Annotated in this window: 15 protein-coding genes; 3 read left to right on the top strand and 12 right to left on the bottom strand. The window is 57.6% G+C overall.

What is annotated here, in order from left to right:
- Positions 1-153 precede the first annotated feature (153 nt).
- Both BLP93_RS15145 and BLP93_RS15140 read left to right on the top strand, forming a co-directional pair.
- A complete protein-coding gene (locus BLP93_RS15145; protein ID WP_244148783.1) occupies positions 154-1446 on the top strand; it encodes a phenylacetate--CoA ligase family protein in 1293 nt (430 codons plus the stop codon).
- 21 nt (positions 1447-1467) lie between these two features.
- On the top strand, positions 1468-1974 hold the full coding sequence (locus BLP93_RS15140; protein WP_092123517.1) for a DUF456 domain-containing protein: 507 nt from the start codon (positions 1468-1470) through the stop codon (positions 1972-1974).
- 37 nt (positions 1975-2011) lie between these two features.
- Here the strand turns inward: BLP93_RS15140 and mutM are convergent, their stop codons facing one another.
- The 12 genes from mutM to hisD all read right to left on the bottom strand — a co-directional run bounded on the left by mutM (position 2012) and on the right by hisD (position 16192).
- The gene (gene mutM / locus BLP93_RS15135) at positions 2012-2842 is read right to left on the bottom strand and encodes a bifunctional DNA-formamidopyrimidine glycosylase/DNA-(apurinic or apyrimidinic site) lyase (RefSeq protein ID WP_092123515.1); all 831 of its coding nucleotides are present in this window, start codon (positions 2840-2842) and stop codon (positions 2012-2014) included.
- Between the two features lie 7 nt (positions 2843-2849).
- Positions 2850-4013 (bottom strand): ChaN family lipoprotein, encoded by a 1164-nt coding sequence (locus tag BLP93_RS15130; protein WP_092123513.1) that lies wholly within the window; start codon positions 4011-4013, stop codon positions 2850-2852.
- Complete coding sequence (locus BLP93_RS15125; RefSeq protein ID WP_092123511.1) at positions 4004-5269, bottom strand: phenylacetate--CoA ligase family protein; 1266 nt, start codon at positions 5267-5269, stop codon at positions 4004-4006. The genes BLP93_RS15130 and BLP93_RS15125 overlap by 10 nt, the downstream gene beginning before the upstream one ends.
- A 157-nt stretch (positions 5270-5426) precedes the next feature.
- Positions 5427-6581, bottom strand: coding sequence for an SAM-dependent methyltransferase (locus tag BLP93_RS15120; protein ID WP_092123509.1), 1155 nt, complete (start codon positions 6579-6581; stop codon positions 5427-5429).
- Positions 6582-6736: 155 nt separating this feature from the next.
- A complete protein-coding gene (locus BLP93_RS15115) occupies positions 6737-8149 on the bottom strand; it encodes an NAD(P)/FAD-dependent oxidoreductase (protein WP_092123507.1) in 1413 nt (470 codons plus the stop codon).
- 24 nt (positions 8150-8173) lie between these two features.
- On the bottom strand, positions 8174-8761 hold the full coding sequence (locus BLP93_RS15110; RefSeq protein ID WP_092123505.1) for a nitroreductase family protein: 588 nt from the start codon (positions 8759-8761) through the stop codon (positions 8174-8176).
- Positions 8762-9020: 259 nt separating this feature from the next.
- On the bottom strand, positions 9021-10646 hold the full coding sequence (locus BLP93_RS15100) for an ABC transporter ATP-binding protein (protein WP_092123501.1): 1626 nt from the start codon (positions 10644-10646) through the stop codon (positions 9021-9023).
- A gap of 30 nt (positions 10647-10676) precedes the next feature.
- Complete coding sequence (locus BLP93_RS15095; protein ID WP_092123499.1) at positions 10677-11711, bottom strand: ABC transporter permease; 1035 nt, start codon at positions 11709-11711, stop codon at positions 10677-10679.
- Positions 11712-11718: 7 nt separating this feature from the next.
- A complete protein-coding gene (lpxK, locus tag BLP93_RS15090) occupies positions 11719-12828 on the bottom strand; it encodes a tetraacyldisaccharide 4'-kinase (protein ID WP_092123497.1) in 1110 nt (369 codons plus the stop codon).
- 204 nt (positions 12829-13032) lie between these two features.
- Positions 13033-13797 (bottom strand): enoyl-ACP reductase FabI, encoded by a 765-nt coding sequence (locus tag BLP93_RS15085; RefSeq protein ID WP_092123495.1) that lies wholly within the window; start codon positions 13795-13797, stop codon positions 13033-13035.
- A 44-nt stretch (positions 13798-13841) separates the two neighbouring features.
- Complete coding sequence (locus BLP93_RS15080) at positions 13842-14741, bottom strand: phosphoribosylaminoimidazolesuccinocarboxamide synthase (RefSeq protein ID WP_092123494.1); 900 nt, start codon at positions 14739-14741, stop codon at positions 13842-13844.
- Between the two features lie 134 nt (positions 14742-14875).
- A complete protein-coding gene (gene hisD, locus BLP93_RS15075) occupies positions 14876-16192 on the bottom strand; it encodes a histidinol dehydrogenase (protein ID WP_092123492.1) in 1317 nt (438 codons plus the stop codon).
- 79 nt (positions 16193-16271) lie between these two features.
- Between hisD and BLP93_RS16945 the strand changes: the two genes are divergently transcribed.
- Positions 16272-16424 (top strand): hypothetical protein, encoded by a 153-nt coding sequence (locus BLP93_RS16945; protein WP_153304290.1) that lies wholly within the window; start codon positions 16272-16274, stop codon positions 16422-16424.
- The last annotated feature ends 31 nt before the right edge of the window (positions 16425-16455 follow it).

Raw genomic sequence — 16455 nt, 5'->3', positions numbered from 1 at the left:
TCGCAAGCGATAAGCAAGGGCGAATAACGCCATGCTCCGAACTGCTGAAATTTTTCAGCATCATGATCCATTCAACTGATCCAATTGACGACGTCCGCGATCCAACGGGATCAGTTCAGCGGCATGTATCGTCCAATCCCAAAGGAGGCCTTTGTGTTTTTTGATCCCTTGGAAGGGCTTGCACGGCAGGACCTGGAAAATCTGCAAGGTGTTCGATTGCGTCATGTGGTCTCGCAATCCGCCAATTCGCCGCTGTATGCCCGGATATTCGAGGAACACGGTCTCCAGGCGGATCAGGTGCAAGGTCTGGATGATCTGCCCCGGCTGCCGTTCACCGGCAAGGAAGATCTGCGGGCCAGCTACCCCGGCGGCATGCTCTGCCGGCCCATGGAGGAAATGGTCCGCCTGCACGCCTCATCCGGAACAACCGGAGCAGCGACGGTGGTCTTCCATACGGCCAACGACATCCAGACGTGGGCCGATCTGGTGGCGCGTTGCTTCCACATGGTCGGCGTAAGGCCCCACGATGTTTTTCAGAACATGAGTGGATACGGTCTGTTTACCGGCGGTCTGGGCATCCATTACGGGGCCGAACGTCTGGGGTGCCTGACAATCCCGGCTGGAGCGGGCAACAGCAAGCGGCAAATCAAATTGCTGCGGGACTTCCGGGTCACGGTCATTCACATCATTCCTTCCTATGCCTTGCACCTGGCCACGGTTTTTGATTCCCTGGGCGTCAACCTGGAGGATCTGCACCTGAAGACCGCCCTGATCGGCGCGGAACCGCATAGTGAGCAAATCCGGAAGCGGATCGAGGAATTGTACGGCGTGAAAGCCTACAACTCTTACGGTCTCTCGGAGATGAACGGCCCCGGCGTGGCCTTCGAGTGCCCGGAACAAAACGGCATGCACATCTGGGAAGACGCGTTTCTGGCTGAAATAATTGATCCAGTGACCCTTGAACCCGTGCCCGAGGGGGAAGTCGGGGAATTGGTCCTGACGACCCTGACGCGTGAAGGCATGCCCATCCTGCGCTACCGAACCAGGGATCTGACCAGGTTTATTCCCGGCGAATGCCCTTGCGGAAGAACGCATCGCCGGATCGACCGGATTCTCGGCCGCAGCGACGACATGATCATTATCAAGGGCGTCAACATCTTTCCGATGCAGGTGGAGCGCGTGCTGATGGCCATTCCAGAAGTGGGGCAGAACTACCTGATCGTTCTCGAACGGCAGGGATATCTGGACCAGTTCAAGGTTCAGGTGGAAGTGAAGAGTGAATTTTTCGTGGAAGACATGCGGGTTTTGAAAAAGCTGCAGGATAGAATCACCGGCATGCTGCGCGATGAGCTGTTGATTACCCCCAAGGTGGAACTGGTCGAGGCGCGGAGCCTGCCCTGTTCCGACGGCAAGGCGCAGCGGGTCTGCGATTTGCGGGGACAGTAGCCGGCAGGCCTCGAGGAACCAATGGAATTGTTTCTGGCCGGACTTTTTCTGGCTTTTCTGGGAGGCCTGCTCCTGTTGCACCTGGTGGGCCTTCCGGCAAACTGGTTGATTCTGGGCGCTCTTGGCCTATGGTTGTGGTCCCATCCGGAACTGACCGTTGGATGGTCCTTTCTTGCTCTGCTGTTGGCGTTGTGCGTCCTGGGAGAAATCGTTGAATTCCTGGCCCAGCTCTGGGGAGGTAAACGCTTCGGCGGGAGCCGCCGGGGAGCATGGGCTGCTGTTATCGGCGCCATTCTCGGCGGTTTTTTCGGCGCCGCATTCCTCTTCGGCTTCGGCGCCATTCCCGGTTCCTTCCTGGGTGCCTTTGTCGGCAGCTTTTTGGTGGAACTGGGGCAGGGCTATTCCTACCCGGCAGCCTATCGTGCGGCCTGGGGCGCCCTGTTGAACAAGGTGTTCGGCACGGTGGTTAAGATCGGGCTTGGCATGGCCATGATCGTCCTGAGCTTTGTCCATGTCTGGCCCCGATAATTGAGGAAAGGCTGAAGCTTTTGGTCCGGACTCCGGTCTAGCCGCTGACCGGCTCGGGCTGACAGGTGGGGCAGTAGCAGGTTGTGCGGCCGGCCACTTTCGTGGTCCGTAGCGACTCGGCACAGCGCAGGCAGGGTTGATCTTTGCGGCCGTAAACCTGGAAGGCGTTCTGGAACGTTCCGACGAGTCCGGCGGCGGTGCGATAGTCTCGGATGGAACTGCCGCCGGCGGTGATAGCTTCCCGGAGCACGTTTTGCAGGGCGTGGTAAAGGCTCGTGATTCGTGGTCTGCTCAGCGCCGAGGCGGGCGTTGCCGGATGGATGGCGGCGCGAAACAAACTTTCGTCCGCATAGATATTGCCGATTCCGGCAACGACTTCCTGGTTGAGCAGCAACGCCTTGATCCTTCCTCTTCTTCCTTCCACTCGCCCCAAAAACTCTTCCTCTCCCACGCTGAGCGGCTCCGGCCCCATCCGGCTGTAGAAAGGCCAAGCGTTCAATTCCTGTTCTGTGTAGTGGCGGAAGGTTCCGAATTTTCGCTGATCCTGGAAATACAGCGCACTCTGGTTGTCCAGATTGATGAGCAAGTGGACATGTGCCCCGGGTGGTTCGCCCGCGGGAGACATGCCCAGCCTCCCGGTCATGCGCAGATGAAAGGCAATACGCTCGGTGGGGGAGAGATCCAGGAAGAGCAGTTTGCCACGTCGCGAGACGCCCTGAATCTGTTGTCCGATCAACTTTTCGATCAGGCTGTTTGGCCCTTGCGGATTGAGGTGGGGAGCCAAGTGCGGGATGCCGGTTATGGTGCGATGGGTCAACAGGGGCCGCAGGCCTTGGGCGATGGTTTCGACTTCGGGAAGTTCGGGCATGGGGCGGCTATGGAAAAATTACTTCCAGGAGCAGTTGCGTTCCGTTGCGCGCAATTTCAAGGTGAAGCGGTTCCCTGGCGCCGACAGCATGCATTCCGGCCTGGTGCAGGACTTCCATGGTGGTGACTGGTTTGTCGTTGGCCGTGATCAGGACATCTCCGGGCTGCAGGCCGGCCTGTTCAGCCAGGGATCCTGGGAGAACACTGGAAAGCACGGCCTGGTCGTCGATCCAGGCAATGACCATGCCCAGGCGGCGCGGCTGTTCCGGGCAGAAGTAGAACAGATCGCCGGAATCCGGATCAGGTCCCGGTCCGCCTCTCCAGGGAACAAGCGTGAGGATTCGAGAGTCGGGCTCCAGCACTCGCAGCCGATGCGGGATGCCGTAACCGTGTTCTACATGCCCGGAGCCCGCCAGAATGACCACGGTGCGCTCCAGAGTGTTCTTCCAGTGGGCCGCGCTGAAGGCCATCTGCGTGTCCCACAGGGATTGGACAAGCATGAACCGTTCCAGTTCGAATCCGGCCTCCGCGGTACGTTCGGGCATTAGTTCGACGTGCAGGGAGAACTCTTCTTCGAGCAATGCTTTCTGTCGCGGCGGCGGAGGGATGACCACATGAGGCAGCAGGCCCCGTTCATCCGGGAGAATGCTTTCCATGCCGTCTGTTCTGACCCGGTGGAGCAGCTCCTTGGGAACGTTCAGCCCCAGAACGGGAATGGTCAGTTCCCTGGCTCGGGCCAGAATCGGACTGTACAGTGAGAAACTGTAACCCCAATACTCACGCCATCCCAAATTTTCCTCCAGTTCCTCCAGATCAATAACGCCCCTGTTGAAATCGTCCAGGATGTCCTGGGCAGACCAGGGAACCATCTCCAGTCCCAAGGCAAGATCCTGATTTGATGTGGAAAGAGCGAGCAAGGCGTCGTTCTGGAATCGGTGGTCGCAGGAATTGATGTGGGATTCACCGATCAGGATAAAGTCGTGGTCAGGAACCAGGCGGGCGAGGTCATCCTTGGCCAGATGTCGACCATCGGCCAGAAAGAGGGTGCCGGGCGTGCCGGGAAGCGTCGTCTCCGGGGGCTGGGCTATCGGGGGATGAAGACGGGCGCAGCCGGCACTCAGCACCATCAGGAGCAGAATGCACGGCAACGCCCGAAAAGGGATCAATCCCACTTACGTTTGTCCTCGATGGGACGAATCTGGGCGGGCAGCGAACCGGGAGCCACGACCTTCAGTTCGGGACGCAGGCCGATTCTTTCCCGAAAGGTGTGGAAGAGTTCGTTTTCCCGCTTGAACTGACTGGCCTCGATAAACAGGACGATTTCATCGATGCCGCCGGGATTGGTGACCTCGATCTGCCAGCGCTTGATCTCTTCGAAAGAGGCCATGACCTGTTCCACCTGGTGCGGATAGACGAACATGCCCTTGATGCGGGCCGTTGTATCCACGCGACCGACGATATTGCCCAGTCTCGGTGAACTGCGGCCGCAGGGGCAGGGCGCTCTGTCGATATAGGAGAGGTCGCCGGTGGAAAGGCGGATCAAGGGATAGGTCTTGTTGAACGCCGTGACGACGATCTCACCGACTTCGCCGTCCTTGAGCGGAATGCCCGTATCCGGATGGCAGATTTCCGCGAAGACGCGATTGGAAACGTGCAGTCCGTTTTTGTGAAAACACTCGTAGCCGATGGAGCCGACATCCGCGGTTCCATAGCCTTGACGCATGATGATATCGAACTTTTTCTCCAGGGTGTTGCGCAGTTTTTCCGGAAACTTCTCGCCAGTGACGAACGCCACTTCAAGATAGAGATCCTTGCGCAGGTTCAGGCCCGCCTCTTCGCCTTTCTGGGCCAAGTGCATGAGGTAGCTCGGCGTTCCGATGAAGCCGGTCACCCGCAGTTTTTGCATGATGTCCAGTTGGGTGTTTGTGTTGCCCGGACCCGCCGGAATCACGGCGCAGCCAAGATTGCGCAGCGGTTCTTCAAACATCAGGCCGGCCGGAGTAAGGTGGTAGTTAAAGGTGATCATGTTCACGTCGCCGGGACGAAATCCCGTGGCGTAAAACCCTTCAGTCCAACCCCAGTAGTCGTCAACTCTGTCTTCGGGATCGAAAATCGGACCGGGGGAAAGGAAGATGCGCCGCAATTCCCCAAGATCCTTGGTCAGCAGACCGCCCAGGCGCGGCCCCATGGTTTGCAGAAATATAAGTTCCTTCTTTTTGATGATCGGGATGTGCTTCAGGTCGTTCAGCACCTTGAACTTGTCGGGACTGAACTGGGCCCGGTCAAACCGCTTCTTGACGTCCTCGGAATACCTGTAGGCATAGGTCAGCAGATCTTTCAGGTGAATCTGATAGTATTGCCTGCGCTCACTTTCATCCAGTACCTCCCGGCGACTATAGATGCCTTCGGTACGGTCTTTTCGGGTCATAATTGCTTCCTCTTTTCCATGTTCACGAAGTTCCAGCCTTAACTTATAAACAGGATTATTTAGCAATGCGTAAAAGAAAAAGCAAGTGTTTCATCATGAACAATCAGGTCGGATTTGTTCTCACGGCTGATAACCCTGTCTTGGCCGGATCGAAACTCTACCAACGTTGGGTGAGAAGCGGTCTGCTTTTATTAGGAATAGAGTTCAAATATTCATCGCCGACCTTGTTCAACGGGACGACACGATCGTCTATAAGCAGAGCCTGAGCCGACATGGCTGCCAGATCCAGGTTGGGTGCTTGATGATACTGGTTCATCTTGTTCAGCATGGTGTAGACCCCTCGGTCACGGTCCATGACCAGAAGCCCTTCCGGAAAGAAGAACGTCTCCTCAAGCAGCGGCCCGAGGGTCCGAAACATGGTTTCGTTGATCATGACAAAGTCTTCGCACCATAGTTCCTGCCGTATTCCGGGTATGGTTTCATTGGCCACGAAGGTGACGGGTTTCTGCCGGAGGGGCGCGTACACATCGGTTGTTTTGGCGTCTCCAAGGATGATTTCACCAATCTCCAGGGTGCAGCACATCCTGGCCGTGCGTTTTTGAACGTACGGATCACGCTCGATGCCCACCAGGTTCACCTTGCGGAAATTGTTGCGCTTTGCCTGGACAAAGGCGGCCAGGAGCAAAATTCCGCTGCCGGTACCAATGTCCAGGCCAGTGTATTGTTGCCGATCGATACTGTCGGGGAAATGCATGCCGGCAATGGCGGCAAATATGCTTGCCGTCTTGGGCAGGTCGGCCAGCATGCACAGAGCAAATGAGTGCTGCACCAGCCATTGTCGCAATCGCCTTTGCTCCAGAAGTGATTTGCATCCCCGCCTGCGATGGGCGAACTGATCGAAGACCATCGTGATGTCTTTCAGTGAGAGGATGCGGCGGTATGAACCGGAATGGACATATGCATGGAAGTACTTGACCAGGATGTTCATGACCAGTTCCGTGGATATCGGCCTGGTTCTGTCGGTGATGCAGTGGATATCCTCCAGAAGGGATGTATCGCGGTACAAATCCGAGAAAATGATATCTTCCTGGGGCAGGGGGGCCTGGAGCAGCTCCAGGGCATGTTGAGCAAGTTGGGACATGCTTCCTCCGTAGGTGATGGTCCGGATGACGGAAAGTTCGGCGGCAAAAAATGCCGCCAAACCTGGAAGAAGCAGGATGGATGCCAGAGGGTGGCAGTCTTCCGGCGGGGCGAAGCTATTCAGCTGAAGTCCGGCCAGGATTCGATGTAACCCCTGGCTTTGGTCAGACATGCGTAAGGTAAAAAAGACAAACCGGATCGCTATCTGGCTGCAGCAAATATTTGCTTAATGGTACTCGGCGGGAAGGATGTGAGGCGACATGGGGCTGCGATTATGAAGCCAACCACCGCGGATGACGAACCGTATGTCGGCGCAGGCCGAGGGCCTCAATCCGTCGCGTGATCCTTGATGATGCCTTTGGCCGCCAGAAGTCCGGTGGCCGCGGCGGAGACGATGTTGCCGGCCACTCCGGGTCCGTCGCCGGCCACGAACATCCCGGGCAAGGAGGTGCGCAGGTCCTGGTCGGTCTCCATTTGAGTGGCGAAGAACTTGATTTCCGGCGCATAGAGCAGGGTTTCGTCGTTGGCGACGCCGGGAACCACGCAGTTCAGCTTTTCCAGGCCTTCGACAAGATTGGTCAGGATGCGTTCCGGCAGAGCCATGGCGATGTCGCCGCAGGTGACGTTGGCCAGGGTGGGGCGAATGAAGCCTTTGGAAATGCGGTTCCAGGTGCTGCGCCGTCCACGCTTGAGATCGCCGAAGCGTTGCAGGATCGGCTTGCCGCCGCCGATCAGGCTGGCCAGTTTGCCGATGGCTTCGCCGTAGGCCTGGTTGTCCGTCACCGGCTCGGTCAGAACCACCTTGGAGAGGAAGGCGAAGTTGCAGTTTTCGGATTTGCGGTCCAGATAGGCATGACCGTTGACGCAGACGAAATTCTGATAGTTCTCCAGGGAAACATAGCCGCCGCGGTTGGTGCAGAATGTCCTGGTCTGGTCGTCGTATTTCCTGGTCTGGATGAAAAAGGTGGGATCATAGATGATGCTGGTCAGGTCGTGCATGATGTCGTTATGCACTTCCACGCGCACACCGACCTCGATGCCGCGCTGGGTGAGGTTGATGCCGTGGGCCTGGGCGATCCGTCCGGCCCAGTCCGCGCCGACCCGACCCGGCGCCAGCACAACGTATCGGCAATGCAGGACGTTCTTGTCGGTGACCACGCCGCTGACCCTGCCTTGGTCCACAAGGACTTCGCGCACGTCCTCGTTGGTCCGGATGATTACGCCTTTGTTCTGGACATGATTGGCCAAGGCCGCGATATGGTCCGGAAGCTTATCGCTGCCCAGGTGTTTCTGACGAATTAGAAGCAGGTCGATACCGGCCTTTTTCGCCTGCTTGCGGATTTCCCGGGCCCGGTCCATGTCCGTTGGGTACACGGGTCCGTCCATACCGAACTGCGTGAAAACCGTCTCGGTTTCCCGGATCAAATCGCGGGCCTGATCCGGGGTGAGAAACTGAGTCAAGTCGGTCTTGCCCAGGATATGGATGAAATTCAGCTTGCCGTCAGAGAACAAGCCTGCCCCGCCGATGCCCGATAAAATGTTGCAGGGCTTGCAATGATGGCATGTGGGACTCTGGTTCTGACCGATGGGACAGGTGCGGCGCAACGGGGAGCGCCCCTTGTCCACGAGCATGATCTTGAGGTCCGTGTGTTCCGCAAGGTGAAAGGCGGCAAACAGACCCGCGGGTCCCCCTCCGACGATGATCACGTCGGCATGGTTGGTTTGATTGGAAGTCGACAAAAGATGCTCCGGTAAAGGGTTGTGTTAGCTGCCGTTGAAACGGGCGAGAATGATGGAGTCCAGGTCCCGTTTGGGAACATGGTGCACTCCCTTGTCGTCGCGCCAGTATTTTATGCTTCCGTCTTCGCCAAGTTGCTCCAGGACGATTTTTTCCTTGGGACGGCCTATGGCTAAAACCAGCAGAATTTCAAACCCTTCGGGAACGGCCAGAATTTCGGCCAGCTCCTTTTTTTTAATTGAACCGATCATGCATCCGCCAAGCCCTGTTTCCGTGGCTCCCAAAAGAATTGTCTGGGCGGCGACACCCATGTCCCAGGCAGCGGTTTTGGAATGCCGTTCATCTCCGAGTACAATGATGTATCCGGAAGGACGCTCTCCCTCGGAGGGGCCGTTCCAGTCCTGGAGATAGGCCGCCCAGGCCAGTTGGGGGAAGATTTGGGCGTTCATCTGTGGATCGACGCTGATCATGTACCGCAGTGGTTGCAGGTTGGCCGCGGATGCGGTCAGTCGTGCCATGTCCACCAGGTCTTCCAGAATGGACAGTGAGAGCTGGTGGTTTTCGTAAAAACGGCGGAAGCTGCGGGTTCTGGAAACAAGTTCGCGCAAAGTCATCTATTGAAACTCCTTCGTAAAGAACTTCCTCATCAGGAACTTCTCCGTCAAAATGCTAAGACATTCGATCTTCTGCAAAATACAACACTGCAACTCCACAGCATATGCTGTAAGGCTTTGCGCCGGCACTTGGATTCTCGTCTTCGCCCACTGCCCAAGCAGGTTGGATTCACGGAGACGCAAGGCGAGATCAAGGCAAGACGATGCGTATATCACGGCTTGTTCCGCAGGAAAAGAGAAAATTTTGAAGAAGGTTCTGTTACGAAACAGAGCCGGGCGTGGTTTCCAGCTCGAAGGCAGCGGCCATCAGGGTACGGGTATACGGGTGCCTGGGATTTTGGACGATTTGCCCGGTCGGGCCATGCTCCACCACCTTTCCATGGTGCATGACCAGGATTTCATGGCTAAGGGCCCGGACGACACGCAGGTCATGGCTGATGAACAAGTAGGCGGTATTATGCTTTTGCTGCAGGTCCCGCAGCAGATCCACCATCTGGGCCTGGACGGACATGTCCAGGGCGGATGTCGGTTCATCCAGGACCAGCACGGCCGGCTTGAGGATCATGGCTCTGGCCACGGCAATGCGCTGGCGCTGACCGCCGGAAAATTCATGCGGATAGCGATGCCGACTTTCGGGATCAAGGCCGACTTCCTGGAGCGCCTGGGCGATCATGGCATCCCGTTCTTCGGCGGTGTGGCCCATCCGGTGTACGGTCAATCCTTCTCCGATGATCTGGGCAATGGACATGCGCGGATTGAGGCTGCCGAAGGGATCCTGGAAGACGATCTGGATGTTTCGGCGCAGTGGGCGCAGGGCCTGGGAACGGATCGCCTCGATGTTCCGGCCCTGAAAGATGATCCGCCCGGTACTGGCCGTCAAACGAAGCAATGCCAAACCAAGGGTGGTTTTGCCGGAACCGGATTCCCCCACGACGCCAAGGGTTCTTCCAGGGTACAGCTGTACATCCACCCCGTCCACGGCCTTGACGTGTCCGACGGTGCGTTTGAGCAGGCCTTTTTTCACCGGAAACCAGACCTTGATCTCCTGGCCGGACATCACGGGATCCCCGGAAGGCGGACCCGTTTCCACGCCGCCGCGCGGTTCGGCCGCCAGCAGCCGACGGGTATACGGGTGTTCGGGACGTTGAAAAATCTTGTCCACATCGCCGGACTCCACGATGCGCCCGTGCTGCATGACGCAGACATCGTCGGCATTCTTGCGCACAATGTTCAGGTCGTGGGTGATCAGAAGCATGGCCATGCCCAGGCGTTTCTGGAGGTCCTTAAGCAGGGCGAGAACCTGGGCCTGGATGGTGACGTCCAGCGCGGTGGTGGGTTCGTCGGCAATCAGCAGGTCCGGAGCGTTGGCCAGGGCCATGGCGATCATCACCCGCTGACATTGCCCTCCGGAAAGCTGATGCGGCCATTTGGAGAGCTTCTGCACCGGGTCGTCCAGGCCCACCAGTTCGAGCAGTTCCAGGGTGCGTTGCCGGGCTGCCGGGGGCGCCAGTTTGACGTGCAGACGCAGCATCTCGGAAATCTGCTTTTCCACTGTATGCAGAGGATTGAGCGAACTCAGGGGTTCCTGGAAGATCATCCCGATCCGACCGCCGCGAATCTGGCGCAGGATTTTCTCGGAAGCCCCGATCAGTTCCCGGCCGTCCAACAAGATCGAGCCGCCGGGATGGAAGGCTTGGGGGTAGGGCAACAACTGCACAACGGAAAGGGCGGTCACGGATTTACCGGAGCCGGATTCTCCCACGATTGCCAGGGTCCGCCCTTTTTCCAAGGTGAAGTCGACCTTCCGGACAGCCTGAATAATCGTCCCCGAACCTTGAAAGGAAACGGAAAGATCACGTACTTGGAGCAGGGCAGGAGAGGGCATGGTGATGGATTTCAGCTCAAGTTGAATGTGTCATGCCGTTTTCTTGCGCGGATCAAACGCATCCCTGGCCGCCTCCCCGATGAAGATCAGCAGGCTGAGCATCACGGCCAGAACAAAAAAGGCCGTTATGCCCAGCCACGGGGCGTGAAGGTTGGCCTTGCCCTGGGCCAGCAGTTCACCCAGAGAGGCCGAGCCGGGAGGAAGGCCGAAGCCGAGAAAATCCAGGGAGGTCAGAGTGGTGATGGATCCGTTGAGAATGAACGGCAGAAACGTCAGGGTGGCCACCATGGCATTGGGCAGGATGTGCCGGAACATGATGGTCAGATCGCCCACGCCCAAAGCGCGTGCGGCTCGGACATAGTCGAAGTTGCGCGTGCGCAGGAATTCCGCGCGGACCACGCCTACCAGCGCCATCCAGGAAAAAAGCAGCATGATCAGCAGCAGCCACCAGAAACTGGGTTCGATCAAGGCCGAGAGAATGATGATCAGGTACAGAAGCGGCAAGCCGGACCAGATTTCCATGAAGCGCTGCAAAAGCAGATCGGTCCAGCCGCCGAAGTAGCCCTGAACCGCGCCGGCGGCAATGCCGATGACGGTGCTGGCCAAGGTCAGAATTAGTCCGAACAGCACGGATATCCGGAAACCGTAGATCACGCGGGCCATGACGTCGCGGCCCTGGTCGTCGGTGCCGAGCAGGTTCTCCCATGTCGGCGGGGAAGGGGCCGGAACGTCCAGAGTCAGGTTGACGGTTTGGTGGCTGTATGGAATCAGGGGCCAGATCATCCAGCCTTTTTCTTGAATCAGATCCACCACGTACGGGTCACGGTAATGGGCTTCCGTGGGAAAATCTCCGCCGAATGCGGTTTCCGGATACACTGTGAGGATAGGAAAAAACCATTCGCTGTCGTACCGGATCAGCAGCGGTTTTTCGTTGGCAATGAATTCCGCGCCCAGGGTCACGAAAAAGAGCACCAGAAAAATCCACAACGACCAATAGCCTCGTCGATTTTTTCGGAAATTTGCCCAGCGGCGTTGATTCAGCGGATTCAGACGCAGGAATGCCATGTCGATGTCACTGATTGGGGATTCTGGAGGTGAGGTTGAAATTCATGTTTCCAGATAAGTATTGCCGCGCGGTTTTCAAGCGTTGCTCCAGCCATTTCACAAAGCATGGGGATTTTTCGCTTTCTGGCACGAACCGGACCGTCATGTCCATACTCCACCACTGTACCGGAGTGTCCGGACCAAGAAGTTCCCGGATCTTGACCGCATCCTTGGCCGTGCAGACGACATGTCCGACTCCCGCGGAACCAGCCTTGCGTACAATATCCTCTATTTCCCGCCGGGAAAAGGCGTGATGATCGGCGAATGCGTCGTGACGCCTGGGAGCGGCGCCGAGCAGGGTCGAGGCGGTATGATCCACCAGGGCCGGATTCGCCACGCCGCTGACCAGCATGTAGGAGCTGCCGTGCTTTTCCGGCAAACGGTCAACCTGTTCGGCCGTCTGGAGGTTGGTCAGTCCGCCGGGGCTGGGGGCGAAAAAAAATATTGGTTTATCGAAGGGGCTCAACCGGGTGGCGATCAAATCGCGCAGAGCGGTGGGAACCTCGTCCAGGCCGACAAGTTTGATCAGGAATGCATCGGCCCGGGCAAGGGCTTTCGCTCCTTCACGCCAGGGGCCGCCGGGGACGACCCGGTTCCAGTCCCGATCAAGATCCTGGGGCAAAAGCAGGGCCAGATTGATATCCCTTATGACGGGCAGATGCTGGAATCCGTCGTCCAGGAGAAAGAGGTCCGGGCGCCACTGTTGCCACGCCCAGTTCCCGGAGCGGATGCGTTTGGGGTCTATGACGATATGCGCATCGAGATTGGCTCGGGCCAGGAGCAGTGGTTCGTCTCCGGCCTCCGCGGCGCTGGAATCCGGACGAACAAGAAAAGGCAGAGCCGGAGGACGGGCGCGATAACCCCGGGTCAGGACAACACAGTTCATCCCGCTTTGGGATGCCCAGTTCAGCAACCAGTGGCAGACCGGCGTCTTGCCCGTGCCGCCCCAGCGGATATTTCCCACGCTGATACAGGGAGATGGAGGTCGCCAGCGTTGAAGGAGTCCCCTGCCGTAGGCTTTGGAACGCCAGGACATGAGTCCCGAGTAGATGGATGACGGAAGGGAAAGAACAGACATGGATCAATGGATGTCGCAATGGTCAACGTGAGTGCGTGCCGTGGTTCCATTGCCGACTTCGGACCATCGAACCATTGCGAACCACGAGTTGAAAAACATGACTCGGGACAATGGTTCGATGTTGAAGTCAGGTTCAGACAAAGAGGGTGTCGAAAACGAAAAGAGGAAACCGTGCAGAGGAAAGGGAACGGTTGCGTCTAGCCGCTACATTCCCATGATGTTGTAGCCCGCGTCCACGTAGATGGTCTCCCCGGTGATGCAGGTGGAGAACTCGGAGCCCAGAAACAAGGCGAGCCCCGCGGCGTCTTCCTGAGTTACGTTGCGTTTCAAGGGCGCACGTTCTTCGACATGCTTGAAGATCTGCTTCATTCCGGAAATGCCGGAGGAAGCCAAGGTCTTCAGGGGGCCGGCGCTGATCGCGTTGACCCGAACGCCTCTGGCGCCCATGTCCACGGAGAGATAGCGTACGCTGGCTTCCAGAGCCGCCTTGGCCACGCCCATGACGTTGTAATTCGGAATGACCTTCTCGGCCCCATAGTAGCTGAGAGCCATCACGGAACCACCCTCGGACATCTGCGGTTCAAAGGCTTTGCATAGGGCCACCAGGGAGTAGCAGGACACGTCCAGGGCCAGAGCGAAGCCGGCGCGAGACGTTTCCACGTACCGTCCAGCCAAGTCTTCACGGTTGGCAAAAGCAACGGAGTGCACCAGGATGTCGACGCCTTCCCACTTCTGGGCGACCAGTTCGGCGGCCTTGGTGATTTCGTCGTCCTTGGTCACATCGCAGGGGAAAATGAATTCTCCCCCCAATTCCTGACTTATCGGTTCAACACGTTTCTGAATGGCGTCATTGACGTAGTTGAAGGCAACAGCAGCGCCATTGTCCTTGAAGATCTTGGCGATGGCGTAGGCAATGCTGCGATCGTTGGCAACTCCGAAGATCAAGGCTTTTTTTCCAGCTAAGAGCATGCAGGTCTCCTTATAATTAACGCAAGTGTCTTCCGAGCCGAAGGTCAGGGAAGCGTCAGTTTTTTTCCGGTAAGCATGGCGTAGGCGTCCACGTAGCGATTCTTGGTCTGTTCGACGACGTCAGAGGGAAGGTTGGGAGCGGGCGCCTTCTTGTTCCAACCGCTTTGCGTCAACCAGTCGCGCAGGTACTGCTTGTCGAAGCTGGGCTGGGGCTTGCCGGGCTGATAGCCGTCCTGGGGCCAGAAGCGGGAAGAATCCGGCGTGAGCACCTCGTCGATGAGCAGCAGCTCATCACCGACCAGGCCGAATTCAAACTTGGTGTCCGCGATGATGATTCCGAGACCTTTGGCATATTCCCGGGCCTGGGAATAGATTTCCAGAGAAATGCGCTCCACCTCGGCAAAACGGTCATCGCCGATCATTTCCGCGGCTTTGGTCACGGAGATGTTCTCATCGTGCTGGCCCACATCGGCCTTGGTGGACGGCGTGAACAGCGGTGGAATCAATTCCTGGGAATCCTGAAGGTTCGGGGGCAAACGGTGGCCGCAGACCATGCCCGTGTTCTGATAATCCTTCCAGCCCGAGCCGGTGATATACCCGCGTACAATGCACTCCACGGGCAGGGGAGCCGCTTTGCGGACCAGTACGGCCCGACCCTCGACTTGTTCCGCATAGGGGTGCAGGGAGGAGGGAAAATCAGCAATATCCGATGCCAGGAGGTGGTTGGCCACGACATTCCGCATTTTTTCCATCCAGAACAGGGTGATCTGGTTCAAGACCACGCCCTTGAATGGAATGGGATCGGGCAGGACAACGTCAAAGGCGGACATTCGATCCGTGGTGATGATCAGCAGGGTGTCCGACGAGACTTCATAAATATCGCGAACCTTGCCGCGGGACAGCAGTTTGAGATCAGGAATGGAGGATTGAATCAGGATTTGCATGTTCGGCTACCATTTTTAAGGGTTCAAGTTAGGGAATCCAAAGGTGCGTTCGCTGCTTGATAGGGTGCTATATCGCAAATGCCCGCAATGCGGAAGTCTTTCATCCGGCGGAATGCATCGATTGCGTATCGAGATCAGCCGGTAGAGCGCGGTAACCTCTCCAGAACGGAGCGGGCATGGGCATCCAGGCCTTCCAGAGTCGCCAGGCGGGCGATGTCCTTGGCGTGGGTGGATATGTATTCGCAGGAAGTGGCGATAATGTTCGATTTCTTGATGAAGTTGTCCACGGAGAGACCGGAGGCGAAGCGGGCCGTGCCCAGAGTAGGCAGGACATGGTTGGGACCGGCAAAGTAGTCGCCCACGGGTTCGGGACAGTGATGACCCATGAATATGGCCCCGGCATTACGGATGCGTCCAAGCAGCTGCCAGGGATCGGCAACGCAGAGTTCCAGGTGTTCGGGGGCGAGCAGATTGACGAGTTCCGCTCCGGTTTCCATGCTTGGCGCTTGGATCAGAGCTCCCCAGTCTTGAAGGGATTGCCTGGCGGTCTCCGCACGGGGCAGCTTTTCCAACTGGTCTTCCAAGGCAGTCTTGACCCGGGCAAGCAGTCCGGAGCTGGGGCTGATCAGGATGGATGCGGCCAGGGGATCGTGTTCGGCCTGGGACAGCATGTCCGCGGCAAGCCATTCAGGGTTCGCCGTATCATCAGCCAGAATCGCGATTTCGCTTGGTCCGGCGATCATATCGATGCCCACATGTCCCACCAGCAGGCGTTTGGCCGTGGTGACGTAGATGTTGCCGGGACCGGCAATGACGTCCACCGGCGGAACGGTTTCCGTTCCATGAGCCAGAGCGGCAATGGCCCAGGCACTGCCAAGACGATAGATTTCCGAAATGTTCAGCAATGCGGCCGTGGCCAACAGGTAGTCGTCCAGAGTGCCGTCGGCCCTGGGCGGGGAAACCACGGCCACGGCATCAACTCCGGCAACCAGGGCAGGAACCGCGTTCATGATCATGCTGGAGATGAGCGGCGTTGTTCCTCCCTGCCCCCCGGGAACGTAGAGCCCTACGCGTTCAACGGGACGAACCATCTGACCGAGGATCGTTCCGTCGGGCCGTGTCTGAAACCAGGAACGCTGTTTTTGCTGTTCGTGAAATTCACGGACGTTTCGGATAGTGGTTTCCAGGATGGCTCTGTCAGTTGCTGGGATTGCCCCCAGGGCCCTGGACAAGTTGTCCGTGGGGATGGCGATCAGCTCTTTCTGGAATTCAGGGCAGTCAAAGCGCCGAGTATAATCAACCAGAACCGCATCGCCCTGATCCCGGACCTGGTCCAGGATGTCGCGGACGCGCTGTTCCATGGCAATGTCCGTGCTCCAGCGGCCTTTGAGCCGGTCGTTCAGGGCTTTCCAGTCGGATTTGGACGTGTATTGCAATTCACGGCAAGGCAAGATGTTCTCCTTAAACGATGCTTCCTCTAATGGTTCAGGAAATAATTGATTGGTTAAAATGGTCGGCTGGATGGGAATAATGACTATTCAGCATATTCTTAAAGTGCACAGGATTGGTCCGGCTTGCCTTGATTTTGCTGTCACGCATGTTTTGACTGAGCCGGGATTCGTTCATCAAGCCATTGCCAAGCACTTGAAGCTCCAAATGCTGTTTATTCACGCAATGGTTTGATGTTGCGAAGCCGGCGAAGGAGTCTGCGAGG

Origin of the sequence: Desulfonatronum thiosulfatophilum, from assembly GCF_900104215.1 — a bacterium.
Classification (GTDB): Bacteria; Desulfobacterota; Desulfovibrionia; order Desulfovibrionales; family Desulfonatronaceae; genus Desulfonatronum; species Desulfonatronum thiosulfatophilum.
This window is presented reverse-complemented; position numbering and strand designations above follow the sequence as displayed.

Excerpts from the sequence above, each read along its gene's own strand:
- BLP93_RS15140 (WP_092123517.1), top strand. The coding sequence starts at position 1,468 with ATGGAATTGTTTCTGGCCGGACTTTTTCTGGCTTTTCTGGGAGGCCTG.
- mutM (WP_092123515.1), bottom strand. The coding sequence starts at position 2,842 with ATGCCCGAACTTCCCGAAGTCGAAACCATCGCCCAAGGCCTGCGGCCC.
- BLP93_RS15125 (WP_092123511.1), bottom strand. The coding sequence starts at position 5,269 with ATGACCCGAAAAGACCGTACCGAAGGCATCTATAGTCGCCGGGAGGTA.
- BLP93_RS15120 (WP_092123509.1), bottom strand. The coding sequence starts at position 6,581 with ATGTCTGACCAAAGCCAGGGGTTACATCGAATCCTGGCCGGACTTCAG.
- BLP93_RS15110 (WP_092123505.1), bottom strand. The coding sequence starts at position 8,761 with ATGACTTTGCGCGAACTTGTTTCCAGAACCCGCAGCTTCCGCCGTTTT.
- BLP93_RS15100 (WP_092123501.1), bottom strand. The coding sequence starts at position 10,646 with ATGCCCTCTCCTGCCCTGCTCCAAGTACGTGATCTTTCCGTTTCCTTT.
- BLP93_RS15095 (WP_092123499.1), bottom strand. The coding sequence starts at position 11,711 with ATGGCATTCCTGCGTCTGAATCCGCTGAATCAACGCCGCTGGGCAAAT.
- lpxK (WP_092123497.1), bottom strand. The coding sequence starts at position 12,828 with ATGTCTGTTCTTTCCCTTCCGTCATCCATCTACTCGGGACTCATGTCC.
- BLP93_RS15085 (WP_092123495.1), bottom strand. The coding sequence starts at position 13,797 with ATGCTCTTAGCTGGAAAAAAAGCCTTGATCTTCGGAGTTGCCAACGAT.
- BLP93_RS15080 (WP_092123494.1), bottom strand. The coding sequence starts at position 14,741 with ATGCAAATCCTGATTCAATCCTCCATTCCTGATCTCAAACTGCTGTCC.
- BLP93_RS16945 (WP_153304290.1), top strand. The coding sequence starts at position 16,272 with ATGACTATTCAGCATATTCTTAAAGTGCACAGGATTGGTCCGGCTTGC.